This window comes from Amphiplicatus metriothermophilus, assembly GCF_900199215.1.
GTDB classification, from domain to species: domain Bacteria; phylum Pseudomonadota; class Alphaproteobacteria; order Caulobacterales; family Parvularculaceae; genus Amphiplicatus; species Amphiplicatus metriothermophilus.
Window position 1 is genome coordinate 134,661 of record NZ_FZQA01000003.1, and the last position, 19,971, is coordinate 154,631.

At 67.1% G+C, this 19,971-nt stretch carries 17 protein-coding genes; 7 read left to right on the forward strand and 10 right to left on the reverse strand.

What is annotated here, in order from left to right; all coding sequences use genetic code 11:
* Positions 1-132: 132 nt before the first annotated feature.
* The 3 genes from CHB64_RS08325 to CHB64_RS08335 form a co-directional block, all read right to left on the reverse strand.
* Positions 133-1,182, reverse strand: a complete 1,050-nt coding sequence (locus CHB64_RS08325) for a site-specific DNA-methyltransferase (protein ID WP_200815312.1) — start codon at positions 1,180-1,182, stop codon at positions 133-135.
* 239 nt (positions 1,183-1,421) lie between these two features.
* On the reverse strand, positions 1,422-2,159 hold the full coding sequence (locus tag CHB64_RS08330; protein ID WP_234993337.1) for a ribonuclease HII: 738 nt from the start codon (positions 2,157-2,159) through the stop codon (positions 1,422-1,424).
* A gap of 37 nt (positions 2,160-2,196) precedes the next feature.
* Positions 2,197-3,327, reverse strand: a complete 1,131-nt coding sequence (locus CHB64_RS08335) for a PA0069 family radical SAM protein (protein ID WP_089412164.1) — start codon at positions 3,325-3,327, stop codon at positions 2,197-2,199.
* 138 nt (positions 3,328-3,465) lie between these two features.
* Between CHB64_RS08335 and CHB64_RS08340 the strand changes: the two genes are divergently transcribed.
* From CHB64_RS08340 to CHB64_RS08360, 6 genes are all read left to right on the forward strand, one after another.
* On the forward strand, positions 3,466-3,864 hold the full coding sequence (locus CHB64_RS08340) for a hypothetical protein (protein ID WP_143265972.1): 399 nt from the start codon (positions 3,466-3,468) through the stop codon (positions 3,862-3,864).
* Between the two features lies 1 nt (position 3,865).
* Entirely contained in the window at positions 3,866-4,072 is a 207-nt protein-coding gene (locus CHB64_RS08345) for a helix-turn-helix transcriptional regulator (RefSeq protein WP_089412166.1), read from the forward strand.
* A complete protein-coding gene (locus tag CHB64_RS15250; RefSeq protein ID WP_159462452.1) occupies positions 4,069-4,212 on the forward strand; it encodes a hypothetical protein in 144 nt (47 codons plus the stop codon). The genes CHB64_RS08345 and CHB64_RS15250 overlap by 4 nt, the downstream gene beginning before the upstream one ends.
* Before the next feature lie 129 nt (positions 4,213-4,341).
* On the forward strand, positions 4,342-5,052 hold the full coding sequence (locus CHB64_RS08350; RefSeq protein WP_089412167.1) for a TIGR04283 family arsenosugar biosynthesis glycosyltransferase: 711 nt from the start codon (positions 4,342-4,344) through the stop codon (positions 5,050-5,052).
* Entirely contained in the window at positions 5,049-5,657 is a 609-nt protein-coding gene (locus CHB64_RS08355; RefSeq protein ID WP_089412168.1) for a TIGR04282 family arsenosugar biosynthesis glycosyltransferase, read from the forward strand. The genes CHB64_RS08350 and CHB64_RS08355 overlap by 4 nt, the downstream gene beginning before the upstream one ends.
* Positions 5,658-5,735: 78 nt before the next feature.
* Positions 5,736-6,905, forward strand: coding sequence for a dipeptidase (locus CHB64_RS08360; RefSeq protein WP_089412169.1), 1,170 nt, complete (start codon positions 5,736-5,738; stop codon positions 6,903-6,905).
* A 15-nt stretch (positions 6,906-6,920) separates the two neighbouring features.
* On the opposite strand, the gene CHB64_RS08365 is transcribed toward CHB64_RS08360, so the two are convergent.
* The 5 genes from CHB64_RS08365 to CHB64_RS08385 all read right to left on the reverse strand — a co-directional run bounded on the left by CHB64_RS08365 (position 6,921) and on the right by CHB64_RS08385 (position 14,392).
* Entirely contained in the window at positions 6,921-7,565 is a 645-nt protein-coding gene (locus CHB64_RS08365; RefSeq protein WP_089412170.1) for a response regulator, read from the reverse strand.
* Positions 7,566-7,588: 23 nt separating this feature from the next.
* The gene (locus tag CHB64_RS08370; protein WP_159462453.1) at positions 7,589-9,541 is read right to left on the reverse strand and encodes a GAF domain-containing sensor histidine kinase; all 1,953 of its coding nucleotides are present in this window, start codon (positions 9,539-9,541) and stop codon (positions 7,589-7,591) included.
* Between the two features lie 116 nt (positions 9,542-9,657).
* The gene (locus CHB64_RS08375; protein ID WP_089412172.1) at positions 9,658-12,765 is read right to left on the reverse strand and encodes a TonB-dependent receptor domain-containing protein; all 3,108 of its coding nucleotides are present in this window, start codon (positions 12,763-12,765) and stop codon (positions 9,658-9,660) included.
* Positions 12,766-12,777: 12 nt separating this feature from the next.
* The gene (locus CHB64_RS08380) at positions 12,778-13,755 is read right to left on the reverse strand and encodes a FecR family protein (RefSeq protein ID WP_089412173.1); all 978 of its coding nucleotides are present in this window, start codon (positions 13,753-13,755) and stop codon (positions 12,778-12,780) included.
* A gap of 19 nt (positions 13,756-13,774) precedes the next feature.
* Complete coding sequence (locus CHB64_RS08385; RefSeq protein WP_089412174.1) at positions 13,775-14,392, reverse strand: RNA polymerase sigma factor; 618 nt, start codon at positions 14,390-14,392, stop codon at positions 13,775-13,777.
* A gap of 424 nt (positions 14,393-14,816) precedes the next feature.
* Between CHB64_RS08385 and CHB64_RS08390 the strand changes: the two genes are divergently transcribed.
* Positions 14,817-17,834: a TonB-dependent receptor plug domain-containing protein gene (locus tag CHB64_RS08390; protein WP_089412175.1), complete on the forward strand. Its 3,018-nt coding sequence runs from the start codon at positions 14,817-14,819 to the stop codon at positions 17,832-17,834.
* An 86-nt stretch (positions 17,835-17,920) separates the two neighbouring features.
* On the opposite strand, the gene CHB64_RS08395 is transcribed toward CHB64_RS08390, so the two are convergent.
* Together CHB64_RS08395 and CHB64_RS08400 are read right to left on the reverse strand one after the other, a co-directional pair.
* The gene (locus tag CHB64_RS08395) at positions 17,921-18,442 is read right to left on the reverse strand and encodes a hypothetical protein (protein WP_089412176.1); all 522 of its coding nucleotides are present in this window, start codon (positions 18,440-18,442) and stop codon (positions 17,921-17,923) included.
* Between the two features lie 75 nt (positions 18,443-18,517).
* Entirely contained in the window at positions 18,518-19,882 is a 1,365-nt protein-coding gene (locus tag CHB64_RS08400; RefSeq protein ID WP_159462454.1) for a lipopolysaccharide biosynthesis protein, read from the reverse strand.
* Positions 19,883-19,971: the final 89 nt, after the last annotated feature.

Consider the following 19,971-nt stretch of genomic DNA (forward strand, 5'->3'; position numbering starts at 1 on the left):
GCCGGTTTCGGGCCGCCCGCCAGCCGGCGCGAATCGGGCGGTCCGAAGCGGATTATAGCCGCCGCGGGCGAGGCCGGGGGAAGTGAAAATGACATAAGGCCCACAAAGCGGCCTGCGACGGCGGCGGGGCGGTTAGCTTGCCTGGCGGCCCATTTCCCTGCGCATTTTCTCGCGCAGGAAGTCGATCGGCTTGAGGCCGGTCTTCGCCTCGAAATGCCAGTAGGTCCAGCCATTGCAGGCCGGCGCCTTCTCGACGAGGGCTCCCATCTTGTGGATCGAGCCCTGCACCTCGCCGTCGGGGCCGCGGACCGCGATGGAGCCGTCGGCGCGCACCCGCGCCTCGTGCTTCTTCTGCGGCGCGTAGAGCTTGGCGCCGGGGCGCAGCAGCCCGCGCTCGACGACCGCGCCGAAGGGCACGCGCGGCGCGGCCCGCTTCGACGGGGCGACGGCGAGGTCTTCGACCGGGGCGGGCTCGACGCGGGCGATGCGCGCGCGCGCTGCGGCGATGTAATCCGGGTCGCGCTCGATCCCGATGAAGCGCCGGCCGAGCAGCTTGGCGACCGCGCCGGTCGTGCCCGATCCGAAGAACGGATCAAGCGCCACGTCGCCCGGATTGGTGGTAGCGATCAGCACCCGGTAGAGCAGCGCCTCGGGCTTCTGGGTGGGGTGCGCCTTGCGCCCGGCCGCGCCTTTCAGCCGCTCATTGCCCGTGCAGATCGGCAACGACCAGTCCGAGCGCATCTGGAGATCGTCGTTCGCCGTCTTGAGCGCGGCGTAATTGAACGTATAGCGCGCTTCTTTCGAGCGCGCGGCCCAGACCAGCGTCTCGTGGGCGTTGGTGAAGCGCGCGCCGCGGAAATTCGGCATCGGGTTCGTCTTGTTCCAGATGATGTCGTTGAGGATCCAGAAGCCGAGATCCTGAACGGCCGTCCCGACGCGGAAGATGTTGTGATAGGAGCCGATGACCCACAGCGCGCCGTCAGGCTTCAGGACGCGGCGCGCCTCGGCGAGCCATTCGCGCGTGAAGGCGTCATAGGCGGCGAAGGAATCGAAGCGGTCCCATGCGTCGTCGACGCCGTCGACGCGCGAATTGTCCGGCCGGGTGAGGTCGCCGCCGAGCTGAAGATTGTAGGGCGGGTCGGCGAAGACGAGATCGACGCAGGCGTCGGGCAGCGCGCGCATGGCGGCGATGCAGTCCCCTTCGAGAATTTCGTCGAGAGGGAGGGGCGTTTTCGCCGCCGCGCGCGGCGCGCGCGTCTTCAGCGCCGCGCTTTTCGTCTTCTTCTTTTTCTTCTTTTTGGTGGTCATCGCCCGCCTCTCTCCCGCTCGCGAAGGGAGGCGCAGTCTGAGTCCTCGGGATTCCAACGTCAACCCGAAAATTCAGGATTATCAAGCGGAGTCAAGGCGTTAACGGACGAGTCTCAGGCGAGATCGAGAGAGGAGTCCGCACACAACATATTGTGGATCGGGGCGAAGGAGCGCCGGTGATATGGGGTCACGCCGAAGCGGGCGATGGCTTCGAGATGGGCCGTCACGCCGTAGCCCTTGTTCCGCTCCCAGGCGTATTGGGGATAGACGCGCGCAAGCTCGCGCATCATGCGGTCGCGGGTCGTCTTGGCGATGATCGAGGCGGCGGCGATCGACAGCGATCGCGCGTCGCCTTTCACGACCGTATAGGCGGGGCAGGCGAGCTTCGGCTTGAGATTGCCGTCGACGATGCAGGCCGCCGGCGCGACGGGCAGGCTCGCCGCCGCCCGCGTCATGGCGAGCAGCGTCGCCTGGGCGATGTTGAGCGCGTCGATCTCCTCCACGCTGGCGACGCCCACCCCGATGCGCGCGGTTTTCCACAGGGCGGCGGCAAGATCTTCGCGGCGTTTTTCTGTGAGCATCTTGGAATCGCGCAGCCCCGCCGGCGTGCATTGGCGGTCGAGCATGACCGCCGCGGCGACCACAGGACCGGCGAGCGGCCCGCGGCCTGCTTCGTCGATTCCGGCGACGAGTCCGCCGATGGAGTCTTCGATGGAGAAGTCGGGCTGCATGGGCGCCGGCGACTGACTGCGCCGCCAGAACACGCCGACTCGCCAGGCGGCGACAAGAGGCGCGGACAGGTCGCAGGCGGCAGGTTGCAGATCGTCGAAATTCGAAGCCGGGCCGTTCATTACGCCCTGCCGCCTGCAGCCGGCCGCGTTTGAGGCCTCACAGCAAACTCAACTGCCCGCTCGCCTCGTCCGGCACGCGGAAGCGGGAGAGATCGAGCGGCGTTCGCTCGCGATCAAGGCCGAAACGGGCGCGTGCGGCGCGGAAACGCTGGCCGATAAGCTGGGCGTAGGGCGTTTTGATCTCGCCGCCGCGCGACCAGTAGGGATCGTAGTCGCGCCCGCCGTTCATCGCGCGGATATGGTCCATGATGCGTTTGGCGCGGTTCGGCGCATAGGCTGCGAGCCATTCCTGGAACAGCGGCGAGACCTCGAGCGGCAGGCGCAAGATGGTGTAGGCCGCGAAAGTCGCGCCGAGCCCGGCGGCCTGCTCCAGGATCGCCTCCATCTCGCTGTCGTTGAGGCCTGGAATCATCGGCCCGGTCATGATCCCGGTTACGACGCCGGCCTCGGCGAGGCGGCGGATCGCCTCGAAGCGCTTGGGCGGGCTCGACGCGCGCGGCTCCATCGAGCGGGCGAGGGCGCGGTCCTGCGTCGTGATCGACACCATCGCGCGCGTAAGGTTGCGCTCGGCGAGCGAGGCGAGAAGGTCGAGATCGCGCGCAATGAGCGCCGATTTCGTCAGCACCGTGACGGGATGGTTGAACCGGCTGAACACCGACAAAATCCCCCGCATGATGACGAATTTGCGCTCGATCGGCTGATAGGGGTCGGTGTTCGTGCCCATCGCGACGACCCGCGGTTTGTATTTCGGGTCGCAGAGCTCCTTCTCCAGCAGCTTGGGCGCGGAAGGCTTGGCGAACAGCCGGCTTTCGAAGTCGAGCCCCGGCGACAGGCCCATATAGGCGTGGGTCGGCCGCGCGAAGCAGTAGATGCAGCCGTGCTCGCAGCCGCGATAGGGATTAATCGAGCGGTCGAACCCCACATAGGGCGACTTGTTGTAGGTGATTATTCGGCGCGGGGTTTCGATCGTCACCTCGGTGCGCAGGGGCGGCAGGTCCTCCTCGCGCGACCAGCCGTCGTCCGCCGCTTCATAGGCGAGCGGCTCGTAACGGCCCGAGACGTTGGACTGCGCGCCGCGCCCCTTTCTCCCCCATTGGGGCGGCGATCCCTCCGGGGCGGGGCTTTGGAGGCGCGGAGGGCGGGGGCTGTGGGGCGCGGCGCGAGCCATGAAGAAAGCTTACGTCGCGATCATGAACAAAACAAGAACATTTTTTCCGCAAGCGCAAAATGTCAAGCAAGCTTGACATGCTCGGCGTCGCGACGTAGCTGTAAAGCAACCTTGACAGCAATCGCGACGGAAATCTTTATGTCCTCACGCATCAGGAAAGCCAGCCGCCGGCACGCAGCCGAAATGCTTATCGCCGTGATCGCCTATGCGGGCGTGCTGAGCGCGTGCCTCATCGCGGCGCGCGGCATGGCGCCGGGACCGGTCTTGACGCTTCTCGCCGTCGCGCCGGTGCTGCCCATGGCCTACGCCTGCTTCGCCTTCTTTCGCTTCTACCGGAGCATGGACGAAATGCAGCGACGCGTGAGCGCCGATGCGGCGGCGCTGACGCTGATGGTCGGCGTCCTCGCGGCGATTACGCTCGGTTTCCTGAAACGGTTCGGCGTCGCGGACTTCGAAGACGACATGATGTGGTTCGGCCCGTTCCTAATCGTCGTGTGGCGTATGATGCGGTTCTTGCTCGGCGGGCGCGGCTGCTGACATGGAAAACCGCCTCAAGGAGCTGCGCGCCGAACGCGGCTGGTCGCAGGCCGATCTCGCCGAACGGCTCGACGTCTCGCGCCAGACCGTGAACGCGCTCGAGCGCGGCAAATACGATCCCAGCCTGCCGCTCGCCTTCCGCATCGCGCGGGTGTTCGGCCGGCCCATCGAAGCGATTTTCACGCCGGGACAGGAGGATGAAACATGAAACGGATTGTCTTTGCGGTCTTGTTAGGCGTGGCGATGTTCGCCGCGATGCAGGCCGCCCTCGGCGATACGGCGGTCGCGATCGGCCTCGGCGCGGGCGCAGCCGCCGCGGCGTTGGCGGCGGGCCGCGCGCGGTGCTGAAGGCTTTCGGCCTTCAGCGTTTAGGCTGTCCTCTTCGCGCAATCGTGGTCGCGGCCGCGCAGGCGCAGGCTTCCACAAGCCGGCGTCGAAGGCTACCAACGGCGACATAGTAAACCGAAGCCGCCGCCCGTGACCGCTGCGACGAGTTACCCGAAAATCTCGGTCATTATCCCGACGCTTGACGCCGCCCGGGAGCTGCCGGCGACCCTGACGGCGCTCGTTCCGGCCGCCATCGACGGACTCGTGAAGGAGGTGATCATCGCCGATGGCGGCTCGCAGGACGAAACGATGCGGATCGCCCAAGAAGCCGGCGCGCGCGTCGTCGCGGGGCCGCGCGGGCGCGGCGCGCAGCTCGCTCAGGGCGCGGCGGCCGCGCGCGGCGCGTGGCTTTTGTTCCTGCACGCCGACACCGTCCTTGAAACAACGTGGGCGGAGGAAGCGCGCGCCTTTCTGGGCGCGCCGGAGCGCGCGGGCGTCTTCACGCTCGCCTTCGACGCGAAGGGCTTCGCGCCGCGCGTCGTCGCGGCCGGCGCGATGGCCCGCACGCGCCTTCTCGCCGCGCCTTACGGCGATCAGGGGCTGCTGATCGCGCGCGCGCTCTACGAGGAGATCGGCGGCTTTCGCCCCCTGCCGCTGTTCGAGGACCTGGATATCATCGAACGCCTCATAAAGACAAAAGGCCGCCGTGCGCTCCATGTGTTTCGGGCGAAGGCGGTCACCTCAGCCGCGCGCTACGAGCGGGACGGCTATATGCGTCGGGTGCTGAAGAACGCCTGGTGCCTCGCGCTTTACCGCTTCGGCGCGAGCCCGGCGCGCATTGCGGAGATTTACGCCCGATGAAGCCGGAAACCCTCATCGTCTTCGTCAAGGCGCCGCAGGCGGGCCGGGTCAAGACGCGCCTAGCGCGGGGAATCGGCGCAGGCCGCGCCGCGATGATCTACCGACATTTGACGCGCGTCGCCTTCGCCGCCGCGGAGAAAGGCCGCTGGCGGACGATTCTCGCCGTAGAACCGGCTCGCGCCATTCGCGAATGGCTGGGGTTCTGGCCGCGCCGCTTCGAGACCACGGCCCAAGGACGCGGCGATCTCGGCGCGCGCATGAAGGCGGCGATCGAGAGCGTGCAGCGCGGGCCGGTCGCGATCATCGGGACGGATTCGCCGGGCTTGCGCGCGCGCCATATCCGCGCAGCGTTCAGAGCGCTTGGCCGTCATGACGCAGTGTTCGGTCCGGCGCGGGACGGCGGCTACTGGCTGCTCGGCCTCGCCCGGCGTCGACGCGCGCCGCGCCTTTTCGAGGATGTGCGCTGGTCGGGACCGCACGCGCTCGCGGACACCATGAAAAGCCTGCCGGAAGATTTTTCCGTCGCGCTGCTCGAAGAACTCGCGGATGTCGACGAGGCGCGCGACCTCGCCGTCATGGGGCCGTTGTCCAGGGCGCGCCCTTGAGCAAGGATCGGGGCGGGGGATTGACGCGGCCGCAGGCCCGCCGCACCTTCCGCGCCGAAACGGGGAGGGGAATCGGCCATGCCGCCGCGCGCCGTCGTCAAATGGCTTTTGATTCTCGCAATCGCCGCCGCGCTCCTCGGGGCGGCCGTGTTTTTCGCCGTCGCGCCCCGAGAGGTCGACGCCGCGCTCAACCAGATCGTTCCGCACCCGCCCTATGAGACAAGCGCCGAAGCGCGCGCGCTGCACAGGACCCTTCGCGTCGCCGACCTGCACGCCGACACGTTGTTATGGATGCGCGATCCGCTACGCCGCCAGAAAAGAGGGCATACGGATATTCCTCGCCTGAAGGAAGGCGGCGTGCGGCTGCAGGTTTTCTCCGCCGTCACCAAGTCTCCGTCAGGGCAGAATTACGAGTCGAACGACGCCGACTCCGATACGATCACCGGACTCGTCGTCGCCCAGCGCTGGCCCGTTAAGACATGGTCGAGTCTCGCCGAGCGCGCGCTCCATCAGGCGCGCCGTCTCGCCGGTCTCGAGCGGCGTTCGCGCGGCGCGGTGCGGGTGGTCCGCACGCGCGGCGATCTCGAAGCCGCGCTCGCCGAGGGCGCCCTCGCCGGCTTGCTGGCGACTGAAGGCGCCCATCCCCTCGAAGGCGACCTCGCCAATCTCGACCGGCTTCATGCGGCCGGCTATCGGGTGCTCGGCCTCCACCATTTCTTCGACAACGAACTTGGCGGCTCGCTGCACGGGCTGAGCGGGGCGGGGCTCGTCGATTTCGGCCGCGCGGTCGTGCGCGCCGCCGAGAAAAAGGGAATGATCCTCGACCTCGCCCATTCTTCCGAACGGGCCGCCTGGGATGCGCTGGCGATCAGCGAGCGGCCGGTCATCGTCTCGCATACGGGCCTCAAGGGCCATTGCGATTCGCCGCGCAATGTCTCCGACGCCCTGCTGCAGGCGGTCGCCGAACGGGGCGGGCTCGTCGGGGTCGGCTTCTGGGACGGAGCGGTCTGCGAAGCCTCGCTGGAGTCGATCGTCGCAGCGATCGTCTATGCGGTGAACCTTCTCGGTCCGGCGCATGTGGCGCTCGGCTCCGACTTCGACGGCGCGACGACGACGCCTTTCGACGCGGCTGAGCTCGCCGCGCTGACGGGCGCGCTGCTCGACGCAGGCCTCGATTCGGAGGTCGTGCGCGCCGTAATGGGCGAGAACGCGATTCGGTTCTTTCTGGAAAATCTGCCAGCGGAATGACCGGCCGATGCGTCGTCAGGCCTTCACCAGCCCGTGCTTGACGGCGTAAAGCGCCGCCTGGGTGCGGTCGTCGACGCCCAGCTTGGCGAGCACCGTCGAGACATGGCCCTTCACCGTGCCTTCGGTGAGACCCAGATCATAGGCGATGACCTTGTTGCTCTTGCCGCGGGCGATCTCGATGAGAATCTCCCGTTCGCGCGCGGTGAGGCTTTCATGGGCGAGGCGCGCGCCGGTGGCCCGGCGCAGGAGCTGGCGCTGCACTTCGGGGTGGAATGCAGGCGCGCCCGCGTGGGCGTTCTTCAGCGCCCGGACGAGATCGGCCTTGGACACGTCCTTCAGAAGGTAGCCGACGACGCCCGCGTCGAGCGCCTCCTGCAGGCGCAGGTCGTCGGCGAGCGAGCTCGTGAGCAGCACGATCTTCGGCGCGTCGGGCTGGGCCGCGATGGTCTTCGCCGCGCAAATGCCGTCGCGGCCGGGCAGGGCGACGTCGAGCAGGATCACGTCGGGTTTTTTCGCCGCAGCAAGGTCGATCGCCGTCTCGGCGTCGCCGGCCTCGGCGACGATGGCGATGTCGGGCTCGTCGCCGAGCAGCATGCGCAGTCCTTCGCGGACGATCGCATGGTCGTCGACGATCATGATTCTGAGGGGCTGGTCGGGCATCGGATTCTCCCTTGCGGGTCTGCTTACTGCAAGGGAAAGCGAACCTCAACGCGCAGGCCGCCGAGACGACTATCCCGCGCGGCGAAGCGCCCGCCGGCTTCAACGGCCCGCGCCTGCATGCCGGCGAGGCCGATGCGGGTCGAAGAGGAGCTGTCGGGCGCGCCGCCCGGGTCGATTCCCCGCCCGTTGTCGTCCACGGCGAAGACCGATTCGCCCTTCTCCTCGATGAGCGCGATCTCGATGCGGTCGGCTCCGCCATGGCGGGCGGCGTTGGCGATCGCCTCCTGGGCGACGCGCAGGCAGGTCTCGGCCTGGGCCGGCTTCAGCCGATCGGCGCCGTCGAGGGCGAGGGCGATGTCGACGCCGGCAGGGGCGGCGATGCGACGATGGCGGGCGAGCGCGGCGGCGAGCCCTTCGCGCCGGGCGACCGCGGCGAGGGAGGCGGCCTCCTCGCCCTCGGGGTCTTTCAGCTCGAGGAGGAGGGCTTTCATCTCCGCGCGGGCGAGCTGGGCGATATCAAGAAGCCGGGCGACGCGCGCCTCGCCCTCTTCGGGGCTCTTTCGAAAGCCGGCGCCGATGGACTGGGCGATCAACGTCATGCTGAAGATCAGTTGGCTGACGGAATCGTGCAGTTCGCGCGCAAGCCGGCGCCGCTCAGCGAGCGCGGCGAGGTGCTGGTCCTTCTTGACCAGACGGCGGTGGTCGAGCCGGTTCTTGATGACGGATGCGAGCAGCGCGCCCGTCGTGCGATAGGGCCGGATCTCCTGCTCCGTCCACTCATGCGGCTCGACATGGGTGAGGACGATCACGCCGATTCGTTCGCCCTGAACGATCAGCGGGAAGGCCGCCAGCGCCGCGCCGCCCGCCTGCGCGAGAATGCGTCGCACGCCGTCCGGGACGTCCGGGTCCGAATGCGCGTCGGCGGTGCGGATGAGGCTGAATTCCCGGAGGGAGACGTTCACGCCGATCTCGCCGGCCGTGTACCGGGCAGGCTCGAAAGAGACGCCGTAACTCGGGCTCCAGCGGCCGATGATGGAGAGGCATTCCTCGCCGTTATCGTCAGTCTCGATCAGGCCGATGTCGCAGCGGAAGCGGTCGCAGGCGGCGACATACGCGAGGTAGGCGCCGACGACGCTTTTTAGGTCGATGGCCGTGCTGACGCGTCGGCTGGTCTCGTAGAGCAGGCTGATCTCGTCGAGCTGGCGCTGCAGCTCGGCGAAAAGGCTGGCCCGTTCGAGCGCGAGCCCGATCTGGGAGGCGAGCGCGGCGAGCGCCTGACGGTCTTCGGCGGTCGTCGTCTCCGGATCGAGCACGGCGAGCCGGTCGTATTCGCCCACCTCGGCGCGCAGCGGGAACAAAAGCGCGCCCTCCGGCGCGGCCTCGCTTTTCTTCAGCACGCGGCAGCGCAAATCGAGCGCGGTCAAAACGGTCGTCTCGGCGATGGCGACGATGCGGGCGGGGTTGCGCTCGAGCGCCGATTCCGCGATGACGTTGGCCGCTCTGAGCCGCAGCGCGCGGCGCTTTTCGCGTTCGTAGGAGCGCGCGTTGTTGATGGCGATGGCGGCGTGGCGGGCGAAGAGTTCGAGGGTCTCGAGATCTTCGCGGCCGAACCGGCGCGGCGGGCCGGAGCCTATGCCGAAGGTTCCGATCACCTTGCCGCGCCATTTGATCGGCATGCCGACCACGACGTCGTCGTCGAGACCTTTCAGAATGGGCGCGGCGACGTCGCCATAGCGGCCCAGCATCACCGGCGAGGCCGTCGCATAGACGGCGCCCGCCAGCCCCTGGCCGCGCCGCGCGACGGAGCCGAGCTCCTCCGGCGGCATGTTGTAGGCGGCTTCGATGCGGACGAGATCGCGCTCCTCGTCGACGAGACCGATAGAGCCGCGCTGGGCGCCGAGAAGCTCGCACGCTTTCTGGACGATGATCGTCAGGAGCGGGCGGAGCTCGAGCTCCCCGCTGATGACCTCGATCATCTCCCGCAAATGATCCTGCGCCCTCATGGGGTCGCATACATCGCCCGGAAGCGCCCGCCGCGCAACGGTCTAATGGCCGCGCTCGCCCCCGACTAAAGTCAGTCCCTTGGCCGCTCTCAGAAAGCCGCGCGAACCCGAAGCGCGAAGCGTCGTCCGACGGGGTCGTAATACTCGCTGATCGCGCCGCCGCCTTCTTCCAGGGCGGCCACCGGCGGCGCACGGTCGGTCATGTTATGGACGGAGAATCCCAGCACGGCGGCCCCGATCGCGGCTTCGGCCGCCAGGTCGATGGTCGTGATCGCAGGAATGAACGCTGCGGGGTGGTCCGCCTCCAGGGTTCTGACGCGTCCGCGGCGATTGGCGAGGAGCATGAGGTTGACGCGGGAGACGGCGACGCCTGCGGCGATCAGCGAACGGTGGCGCGGATAGCGCAAGGAGCCGGTCAGATCGTCTTCCGGCGCGCCCGGATTTCGGGAGACGACTTTCTCCGTATATGTATGAAGGCCGCTCACCCAGAGCCTGTCGACCGGGCCGAGGCCGCGCGGCTCATAGGCGTAGCGCGCCTCGAAGTCGAACCCGCGCCACGAGAAGCTTCCCTCATTGCGCAGCTCCGTTGCGATGAAATCGATTTGACCTGTTGCGGAATCGCGGCGGATGAGGGGCTCCCCGGTCAGCGCCGAAGTCCCGCATGACGGCGCCGAAAAGCCAGGGCTCTCGAAGCACTCTTCGAGCGGGTAAGTCGGGGCGGCGATGCGGTTCTCGATACGGTAGTCCAGCCATACGGCGCGCAGTCCGATCCGCCCGGGTAGACCGAGAACGTCCGCGCCGCGATAATCGACGCCGGCGCTCAAAGTCCGCGTTCTCTCCGGATCGAGATCAGGAGAGCCGAGAGTCATGCGCTCGGCGAGAAAGTCGGTTTGCCGGAAATCAGTCGGCGCGGACAGCGATGCTCCCGCAGCGCAGTTTTCGGCCGCGGCTTGAGAGGGCTCCGCCGACGCGCAGGGGTCCAGAAAGAATTCGTGCGTGCGCTGTCCGTTGACGAACTGCTCCACGACGCTCGGCGGACGTTCGCCGATATGATGCTCGGCGAACAGCGCGAGCCCCGGCGCGGGGCGCCAGTCGAGCGCGCTTTCGAAGTTCTGCGCGACGCCGAATGTCGAAGATCCTGCGACGCGCCAAGCCAGATTGAGATCGACCGAGCCGAGAGCCGACGCATCCGGAAGGATCGGCGCAAAGAGCGTCGCATAGGCTTCGCCGATGTCGACGGCGCCTTCATACTCATTATTGATGAACGCAGCCATGGCGGTCACCCCTTTGGGGGCGAGGTCGCGCTCGCCGATTTTCGAGCGGCGCCATCCGACGCCGCCGTCGAGATCGAGCGGAAAGCCGAACAAATCAATTTCCGGGCCGTCATACTTAGCGGCGATTTCATGTTCCTGCAGGAACACCTGTCGCCTCAGGACCGGCGCGCGGATGAAATCCGCAGCTTCGGGGGAAAGGCCGCCGAGCGTGAACAGATCGACGGGGACGCAACCTCGCGCCGCGGCGCAGGCGGCCGGATCGAGCGCGGTCAGAAGCCGGTCGCGGTCGATGCGGTTTTGATCCGAGGCGCGTCCCGAGGTTCTGCCGTAACGGTAGAAGAAGCGCAGGGTCCCTTCGGCGCCGGCGGCGGTCTCGAGGCCGAAGACGATGTCGTTGTAACGCCGTTTCACGTCGCCGCGCCTCGGCCCCAGCTCCGTGTAGCGCCGCTCGACGACGAGCCCTTGAATATCGGGGCCAAAGACGTCGAATGCGAAATTCCGGACTGAGTCCGGAACGGCCGGATGCGCGATGTCGACTGGCGCGCCGTCGGCGAGCATGGGATCGACGCCCTGAAAGGCCGTGGTCGGCGCGGGCGCGAGCTGAACGTCCGTACGCGCATGGCCGATATGGGCTTCAAGAAAGAGGCGGCTATTGGCGGAAAGGTCGTAGCCGATGTCGATCAGACCGAGAAGGCGTTCGTTGGGGAGGAGCGTATTCTGGAACGCAGCCCAGTTGAAAAGCTGGTCGAGCCGGCCTTCGAAAGGCTCGATCCCCCCGTCGCCGGTCAGCGCAAGCGGACCGACGGCCAGAACCGCGGGAAGGAAGCTCCCGTCCGCCGCGATGGCGCCGGCGAGGCGGCCCTCGGGCGTGAACGCGCTGCCGCCGAAACCCGGCAAAAATTCCGCGCCGTCCCCGAACCCCATTTCGCCGTCTATGGCGAAGCCGTAAGGCTGCGCGGTCACCGCCCTGTCGGCGCCAACGAGGCCGTCTTCGCGCGCGTAGGCAAGCCCCAGCGTTAATTCGCCGGCGTCGTCGAAAAACCGCGCGCCGCCCAGCGCGTGCAGCGATAATTCTTCGGCGTCGCCGCGTTGCGACAGGCCGTAACGGGCGCCCGCTTCGACGCCGGAAACGGGCTTGCGGGTGACGAAGTTGAGCGCGCCTGCGACGGCCTCCGGGCCGAGGCGCGCCCCGTGCGAACGGCCGACGATCTCGATGCGTTCAAGAAACGGCTCGGCGAGAGAGGACAGATCGACGCCAAACATCGAGGCGTTGCCGAAAACGGGCGCCCGGCGCCGCCCGTTGACCAGAACGAGCGTGCGTTGAGGTCCCATGCCTCGCAGGTCGGCGAGTTCGAGGCCCGCCGCCGCGCCGTAAAGCGCCGTATTCGCCCGAGTCACCGAGGCGAGCGACTGCGGGAGATCATAGATGACTTCCGAAGGCCGGCTGAGATTGAGAAGCTCGAGATAGGACCTGTCGAGCGTATAGAGATGGCGCGCGCCGGACGACGCCGCAATTCCGCTTGCGGCCGCCGTGACCACGATCGTATCCGGCGGCGTGGTTGTGAAAAGGTTCGCCGCGGGTATCGCGGCGGGCGCCGGAGCGGCGGACGCCGCCGTGATGGCGTAGGTTTTTGCGCCCACCTTGTGCAGGGAGAGATTGGCCGAGCGCAGACTCTCCGTAAGCGCCATTTCCGGCGGCAGGGAAGCATCGGCGGGCGACATTCGCAGCCCGCTCAGCAGCCGGCTGTCGAAAATGAACGAGACGTCGAACCGCCTGGCGAAATCGTCGAGTATCTGCTCGACGGGCAGAGCGCGCGCCGTCGCCTCCGCCGCGTTCGCCTGCCGGTCCTGTTCGCCGTCTTCCGCCCCGGCGGCGCCGAAGACCGCGGCGAAACAGACGATGAGCGTGAGCGACGGCCTCATGCGGGGCGATCCTCATCGGGAAGCAGGTTCGAGCACAATGCTTCCGTTTTCCGCGTGCGGTTCAAGGTCGAATGCGACGACTAGGGCGTTTATTGCGGTCTGTTGATCGCGAATGTCGAATTCGCCCGTCACCGGACGATCGGCGAGAGACGGGTCGCCGAGCGTGAGAGGCCGCTCGAAATAGCGGTTGAGTTCGGCGATCGCCTCGCCCAAGGGCGCGTTTCGAAAACGCGCCTTTCCTTCGCGCCAGGCCAGCGCGAGATTGGGATCAAAGGCTTCGACGGCGCTGCTGCGCCCGCTCCCGTCCATGGCGACGCGCTGACCTGCGAGCACCATGACGGCGCCGTTCGCCGGCGGCGCGACGGATACTGCGCCGGAAACGACGAAAACGTCCGTCTGCGCATCGTCTGATCTTACGGCGAAAACCGTCCCGGTCACTGAGACTTCGCCGTGACGCGTCGCGACGAGGAACGGCTTTTCCGGGTCGCGACGAACGTCGAACAGGGCTTCGCCTTCGACAAGATTTATCCGGCGCGCGCGCTTCGAATAGGCGACTTCGATTCTGCTCGCCGTGTTGAGCGTGACGAGGCTCTCGTCGGCGAGGGAGACGCGCAGCGTCTCGCCGCGGGCCGTGGCGTATCGCGCGACGGCGTCGCGGCCGCCGATGACGAAAGCGGCGATCAGGCCCGCCGCGGCGACGGCGGCGAGCGAGGCTGCAAGCGCGCCGGCCGTCCATGAGCGCCGGCGCGACTCGCGCGCTGCCTGTTCAGCGTGCAATTCTTCTTCAAAGGACGCGGCGAGCAGCGAGGCCGCATGCGCGTCGAGGCTTGCGGCCGCAGCCGCGCAGGCCTCGAAGGCGGCGCGGTTCTCAGGATCCGCGAGCCACGCTTCGAAGCCGGCCGTCTCCTCCGGCGACATTTCCCCGGACAGCCGCCGCGCCGTCCAGCGGGCCGCCTCCTCGTCGCGGTTCTGGTTTTCTCTCATTCTCATGCCCTCTGACCGGTTCTTGTCATTTTCGCCGACGCTTTAAGCGGCGGGCCGGAAAATCCACGACCGTCGCCTTCCCCGCGTTTTCGGATCCCTTCTCGACGGCGGCGCGCAACGCCTTGAGCGCCGTTATGATGTACTTTTCGACGCTGCTGACCGAGACCGAGAGTTCGTCGGCGATCTCGCCGTAAGTCCTCTCCTCGAAACGGCTCATCACGAAGGCGCGGCGAACTTTCCGCGGGAGCGCGTCGATGGCGGCCAGAGAAAGGCGCGCATCGCTGCGCGCCAGGGCGGTCTGCTCCGGGCTCGGAGCGTCGCTGGCCAGATCGTCGAAGGTTCCGTCCGGGCCTGTTTCGCCAGCCTGCGGTCCGCGCAGGCGCGCCCGCCGTCGGGCGACGAATTCATTGGCGGCGAGATTGGCGGCGGTCTTGAACAGAAGCGCGCGCGGATTGTCGATCGGCGCTTCCTGCGCATAGCGCCAGGCGCGTAGATAGGCTTCCTGCGCGATGTCGCGCGCGACCTCCGCATCGCCCAGCTTCGCCGCAAGCCAGCCGACGATAAGGGAATCATGCGCGCGAATGGCGCGTTCCAGATTTTTCAACCGGCGGGCGAGCGCAGGATCGCCTGTATTTTTCGTCATCACGGACCGCACTTCGCCGCGCTAAGCGCGCGGGGCTGACTTCCGCCCTCTGAGACCGGCGCCGCCGCCCGAGCCGCGCCGAAGCGCGAAATTATTGAGGGGCCGGCGTCCGCGATTGTCTTAGTGGGCGGGATGTCACGCTGATCCTGTGATGTCCCACTCCGAGCTAAACTGCCGGAATGCGTCCCCAGCGCATTCCGGCCCCTCTCGGAGTTTAGACCGGCCCGCGACGGCCCCGCAAGATCGTCCGGTTAGACGATCGTTGCCCCAGCGCCACACTCCGCCATTCGTTCCGCGCCTTCGATGAGGGCGCAGGGAAGCTCGTTGTCTTTGGGGGCAAGCGGCGGACGTGAGCTTGGGAGGGCGTCATCGCGCGTTCCTGCGCCGCTGTTGCACCACTCAGACCAAGGACAAGGGCGAAAACATGTCATCAGTCAAAAGACCCGGCCTTTCACGCAGGGGATTGTTCGCAAACGCATCGGCCGTCGCCTTGCTGGCGGCCGGCGCCGTAGCGACGGGCGCCGCCGCCCAGGACGGCGCGGCGACGGGCGAGGGCGACGTCGTCATCGTCACCGGCACGCGGATCCAGGATCCGAATCTCGTCGCGGCGAGTCCGATCAACACGGTCGGGCAAGCGGAGATCTCGCGGCAGTTCACCCCGAATCTGGAGCGGGTGTTTCGCGATCTGCCGATCACCATTCCCGGCGACGGCGAAAACGTGAACAACGGAACCGAAGGCGCGGCGACCGTCGATCTGCGCGGTCTCGGGCCGGAGCGTTCGCTCGTTCTCATGGACGGCAAGCGCCTGGTACCCTTCAGCGAGAGCGGCACCGCCGACATCAACCAGATTCCGCTCAACATGATCGAGCGCGTCGACATCATCACCGGCGGCGCCTCGGCGGTTTACGGCTCCGACGCCATGTCGGGGGCGATCAACTTCATCACGCGCAAGAATTTCGAGGGCGTGGAATTCGGCGCGATGTATTCGCTGACCGAGCAGGGCGACGGCGACACCTACGACATCAGCGCGCTGTTCGGCTCCAACCTTGGAGACGGGCGCGGCAACGTCACGGCCAGCGTCAACTACACCATGCGCAGCGGCGTGTTGCTGGGCGACCGCGACTTCGGGCTCGTCGGCGTCGACACCGCCACAGGCTCCGGCCGCGACGGGCAGATCGTTCCGGCGCCGGCGGAATGCGACGCGCCTGGTTCGGTCGCCGTGGGCGGTTCGACTACGGCGATTCCGGGCGCGCTGGACCTGCCCGGCGGCACGCTGCAGTTCCGCAACGACGGCACGCTCGGGCCGCGCTGCTCCGTCTTCAACTTCAATCCGTTCAACTACTATCAGACGCCGCAGGAACGCTTCGGCCTGACGGCGATCGGCCATTATGAGCTGACGGATAATATCGAGGCCTATTTCCGCGGCACTTTCAACACGATCAACGTCCGCCAGCAGGTCGCGCCCTCCGGCGTGTTCGGCAATCGCTTCGACATTCCGCTGCAGAATCCGTTCCTGTCGGCCCAAGCCCGTCAGGCGATCATCGACAACGTGAACAGCGTGCTGCCGCCGGCGCTGGGCGGCACGAACGCCGGAAGCACGGCGACGTTCGAAACCACGGGCGTGCTCGATCTGAACAACAACGGCGTTTTCGATCTGGATGACGCAATCAACGTTCCGGTGCGCCGGCGCACGCTTGAGCTGGGAACGCGCTCGGAGGATTACGACACCAGTTCGTTCCAGTTCGTCGTCGGCCTGCGCGGCCAGCTTCCCGCCCTCCTCGAAGGCTGGGACTACGACCTGTCTTTCCAGTACGGCGAAAACGAGCGCACGCGCTTCCGCGCCGGCTACACCAACGTCGCCAATATCGCGACCGCGCTCAACACCGTCAGCGCGGACGAGTGCAGGACCCCGGACGGCGTCGTGACGCAGGGCTGCGTGCCGATCAACATCTTCGGCGGCTTCGGCTCGATCACGCCTGAAGCGGCGCAGTTCAACCAAGCGGTGGCGTTCCTGACGCAGGGCGCCACGCAGGCGGTCGTGCACGGCTCCGTCAGCGGCCCGGTCGACAATTTCGTTTCTCCATGGGCGCAGACGCCGCTCAATCTCGCCTTCGGCATGGAGTATCGGAAGGAGACCGGTTTCGTCGAGCCGGACGAATGCCTCAAGCTGCCGCCGGTAAGCTGCCAGGGCGGCGCGGGCGGCAACGTTCTGCCGATCAAGTCTGAATATCGGGCATTCGACGGGTTCGTCGAGGCGATCATGCCGGTCATTCAGAATCGTCCGATGTTCGAGGCGTTCACGATCGAAGCCGGTTATCGCTATTCCGATTTCGATCCGACAGAGGATACGTCCTCCTGGAAAGCGGGCGTCAACTGGCAGGTCACGCCGAGCTTCCGCGTGCGCTATATGGAGCAGCAGGCCGTTCGCACGCCGAACATCGAGGAAATCGGCTCGCCGATCGTTACCGGCCTCGACAACGCGACGTTCGATCCCTGTTCGTCCGGCAACCCGAATCCGATCACGCCGGAGCTGATCGCACGCTGCGAAGCGACCGGCGTTCCGGCTGGCCAAACCGGGCTCATCAACGACATCGTGGCCGGTCAGGTGAACCTCTTCACCGGCACGGACCCGAACAATCTGCCGGGCGCTGAGACGGCGCGCACGCGCACGGCCGGGATCGTCTGGCGGCCGGACATGTCGATCATCGGCGGAGCCGTGACGGCGACGACCCTCTCGGTCGATTATTATCGCATCCGCATCGAGGATTACATCGATACGCTGAGCGGGGATGAGCTGTTCACCCTCTGCTATACGCTCGGGGATGAAGCGACCTGCAACGGCATCGTGCGCGATAACGCCGGTCTGATCACGTCGGCGGGCACGGGTCTGCCGGCTTTCTTCCAGAACCTGGATGTCTTCCAGGCTTCAGGCGTCGAGATCGGCCTTAATACTGGTTACGACTTCGGCGACTGGGGGCAGCTCGATCTGACCTTCAACGCCAACCGTTATCTGTCGAACGAGTTTCAGTCGACGGACTTCTCCGCGCTTGTCGATTGCAACGGCGGCTACTCGACCTCGTGCGACCCCGTGCCGAAATTCCGGTCGGTTACGCGCCTCACCTGGTTCAACGGTCCGTATGACGTCTCCGTGCTGTGGCGGCGCATCGGGTCGATGGACTTCGTCGGCACGGAAGAACAAAAGGCCGACGTGTTCGACGCGTTCGAGCATATCGACGCTTTCAATTACTTCGACCTGTCTTTCGGGTGGAGCATCACCGAGTCGCTGCGGCTCGGCGGCGCGGTCAAGAACGTGACCAATCAGGACCCGCCGATCATCGGCAACGACACCGGCTCCACATCGTTCAACTCGGGCAACACCTTCCCGAGCCTCTATGACGTGAACGGCCGGGTCTATTCCCTGAGCATCAAAGCCTCGTTCTGATATCCGGGAACGAGACGGTTGCCGGCGGCGGCCTTCGGGCCGCCGCTTTTTCAAGCAAAACGCATAAAGCGCGGCAGGACCGGCGTCTATTTGAGGCGCTCCACAAGCACGGATCGCTTCAACGCGCGGATCTCCAGCCGATAGCCGCTCAGAACGCCTTTCGAGACGGACACGGAATAGGCTTTTTTGCGCGACAGCCGCAGCGCATTCGAATCCGCCTGCTTCTGCCGCCAGATCTGGCCGTTGTCGAGGAAGAAGACGATGTCGCCGTTGCGGTTGACGGCGAAGTCCTCGAGCCGCGCTTCGATGGTCTCTTTCTCCGCGTCCTGCCCGCCGCCGGGTTCTCTGTTGCGGGCGAGGACCTGCTCCGCGCCGAGGACGGTCGGCGCGTCATCGGGTGCTGCCGCCGCCTCGAGGCCGAGCGCCTGGGCGAGCGCGGCTTCGAGGCAAGCGATGCGCGCCTGATCGGACGCCGCGGCCGTCCGGCAATGCTCGATGGGATTGTCGGTCTGCGCGGCCGCGCCTGCCGCCGCCGCGAGCAGCGACGCGCCTGCGGCCGCCGGAAGTCCGGCGAGACGGCGACGGCGAAAACGGCGAATGTCGCTCATGGCGCGCTCCTTCCCATTTCGCGCGCAGCATACGTCATCAGATCGCGCTGCGCTAGCGCGCCCGCCGCATACGGATCATCCGGCGCGTCTGAGCGCGGCGGCGTAGGCCGCGATCAGGACGACCCAGCCCGCTATGATCGCCGTCGGCGCGCCGGCCGGGCCGACCGCGGGCAGCGCAAGAAGCAAAAGGAGGATGGTCAGGCTCGCCGACGCCGCTTGCGCGGCGAGCGCATAGCCGGCCCGTCCCAGCGCCATCACGCCCGATTCCAGCACCACCGACGCAATCCGAAGCAGCTGGGCGAGCGCCATCAGTCCGACGAGAAGGCCTGCCGGCGCGAAGGTCGGTCCGCCCACCAGCCGCGCCAGCGGCTCGCCGAAGAAGCAATAGGCGAGCGCGATGGGCGCGGCGATCGCCGCCGCGGTGAGGACCGAGCGCTGCGCCACTTTGCGCATGGCGCGCGCGCCCTGCGCGGCGGCGATCTTCGACAGCTCGGGAAAGGTCGCGTGATTGAGCATGTTGGTCGGATGCGCGATCAGGTTCGAAAGATTGATCGCGATCTGAAGAAAGCCGGAGGCCGCGCTGCCGAGAATGCCGCCGGTCAGCGCCAGCGGCAGATGGCTGCGCGCAAGCTCGATCGTGCTGACGATGTTGGTCTTCACCATGAAGGGCAGCCATGCCCTGTCGGCGCGCTCGCCGGGCGCCCGATGCGCAGCGGGAAGAAGCCCGCGTCGGGCGAGCTCCCGCCAGCCGAACAGCCAGAAGCTCGCCCCGTCCAGCAACACGCCCGCGATCCACACGGCGAGGAAGCCTTCGAGCCCGCCGCCGGCGATCCACAGCGCGACCGCGCCGACGAAGCGCACGCCCGGCATCAAGATCTGCTGCCAGCCGAGCAGGCGGAACCGGTCGAACAGCCGCAGCACGCCCGTCGGCGTCGCCGAGATCAGAAACGGCGTGACGAAACAGTAGACGTACACATAAGGCATCACCGCGTCCGGCCAGTCGAAAAACGCCGCAGCCGGACGGGCGAGCGCCAGCGCGAGAAGGATCGCCGCCCCCGCGCTCAAAAGGTCCAACTTGACGGCGAAGCGCACCAGCGTGCGGAAACGGTCCGGCTCGTCGCCGGCGATCATCGGCGCGCCGAAACGGATGACCGCCTGCCAGGACTGGAAGCGCGCCACCCCGGCGATGATCATGGCGTAGGCGTGGGCGAGCACCAGATAGCCCATGTCGGTCGGGCCCAGCGTGCGCGCGGCGATGGCGAGATAGGCGAGGCTCAGAACCCCGCCGGCGGCCTTGCCGCTGACGAGCGCCCCGGCGTTTTTGAAGATGCGGCGCGCGGACTGGCGCGCGCTCGGTCCCTTCGCCGGGGCGGGCGTCGAAGCAGGGTCTTCGGCGGCGGTCTGGTCCATCGGAGAAGACGGGTTGATAAAGCGGATCACGTATACGTTCGCGTCCGTGAATAGACGCAATCGCGCGCGGCCTCTATAAGCATGACGGATTGCGACGCATCTTTTCTCCAAGGGGGGTC

What these genes read in the sequence shown, in the direction of transcription:
- CHB64_RS08395 (WP_089412176.1), bottom strand. Translation starts at nt 18,442, where the DNA reads ATGAGCGACATTCGCCGTTTTCGCCGTCGCCGTCTCGCCGGACTTCCG.
- CHB64_RS08360 (WP_089412169.1), top strand. Translation starts at nt 5,736, where the DNA reads ATGCCGCCGCGCGCCGTCGTCAAATGGCTTTTGATTCTCGCAATCGCC.
- CHB64_RS08325 (WP_200815312.1), bottom strand. Translation starts at nt 1,182, where the DNA reads ATGCGCGCGCTGCCCGACGCCTGCGTCGATCTCGTCTTCGCCGACCCG.
- CHB64_RS15250 (WP_159462452.1), top strand. Translation starts at nt 4,069, where the DNA reads ATGAAACGGATTGTCTTTGCGGTCTTGTTAGGCGTGGCGATGTTCGCC.
- CHB64_RS08380 (WP_089412173.1), bottom strand. Translation starts at nt 13,755, where the DNA reads ATGAGAATGAGAGAAAACCAGAACCGCGACGAGGAGGCGGCCCGCTGG.
- CHB64_RS08330 (WP_234993337.1), bottom strand. Translation starts at nt 2,159, where the DNA reads ATGAACGGCCCGGCTTCGAATTTCGACGATCTGCAACCTGCCGCCTGC.
- CHB64_RS08390 (WP_089412175.1), top strand. Translation starts at nt 14,817, where the DNA reads ATGTCATCAGTCAAAAGACCCGGCCTTTCACGCAGGGGATTGTTCGCA.
- CHB64_RS08375 (WP_089412172.1), bottom strand. Translation starts at nt 12,765, where the DNA reads ATGAGGCCGTCGCTCACGCTCATCGTCTGTTTCGCCGCGGTCTTCGGC.
- CHB64_RS08340 (WP_143265972.1), top strand. Translation starts at nt 3,466, where the DNA reads ATGTCCTCACGCATCAGGAAAGCCAGCCGCCGGCACGCAGCCGAAATG.
- CHB64_RS08385 (WP_089412174.1), bottom strand. Translation starts at nt 14,392, where the DNA reads ATGACGAAAAATACAGGCGATCCTGCGCTCGCCCGCCGGTTGAAAAAT.
- CHB64_RS08345 (WP_089412166.1), top strand. Translation starts at nt 3,866, where the DNA reads ATGGAAAACCGCCTCAAGGAGCTGCGCGCCGAACGCGGCTGGTCGCAG.
- CHB64_RS08365 (WP_089412170.1), bottom strand. Translation starts at nt 7,565, where the DNA reads ATGCCCGACCAGCCCCTCAGAATCATGATCGTCGACGACCATGCGATC.
- CHB64_RS08370 (WP_159462453.1), bottom strand. Translation starts at nt 9,541, where the DNA reads ATGATCGAGGTCATCAGCGGGGAGCTCGAGCTCCGCCCGCTCCTGACG.
- CHB64_RS08355 (WP_089412168.1), top strand. Translation starts at nt 5,049, where the DNA reads ATGAAGCCGGAAACCCTCATCGTCTTCGTCAAGGCGCCGCAGGCGGGC.
- CHB64_RS08335 (WP_089412164.1), bottom strand. Translation starts at nt 3,327, where the DNA reads ATGGCTCGCGCCGCGCCCCACAGCCCCCGCCCTCCGCGCCTCCAAAGC.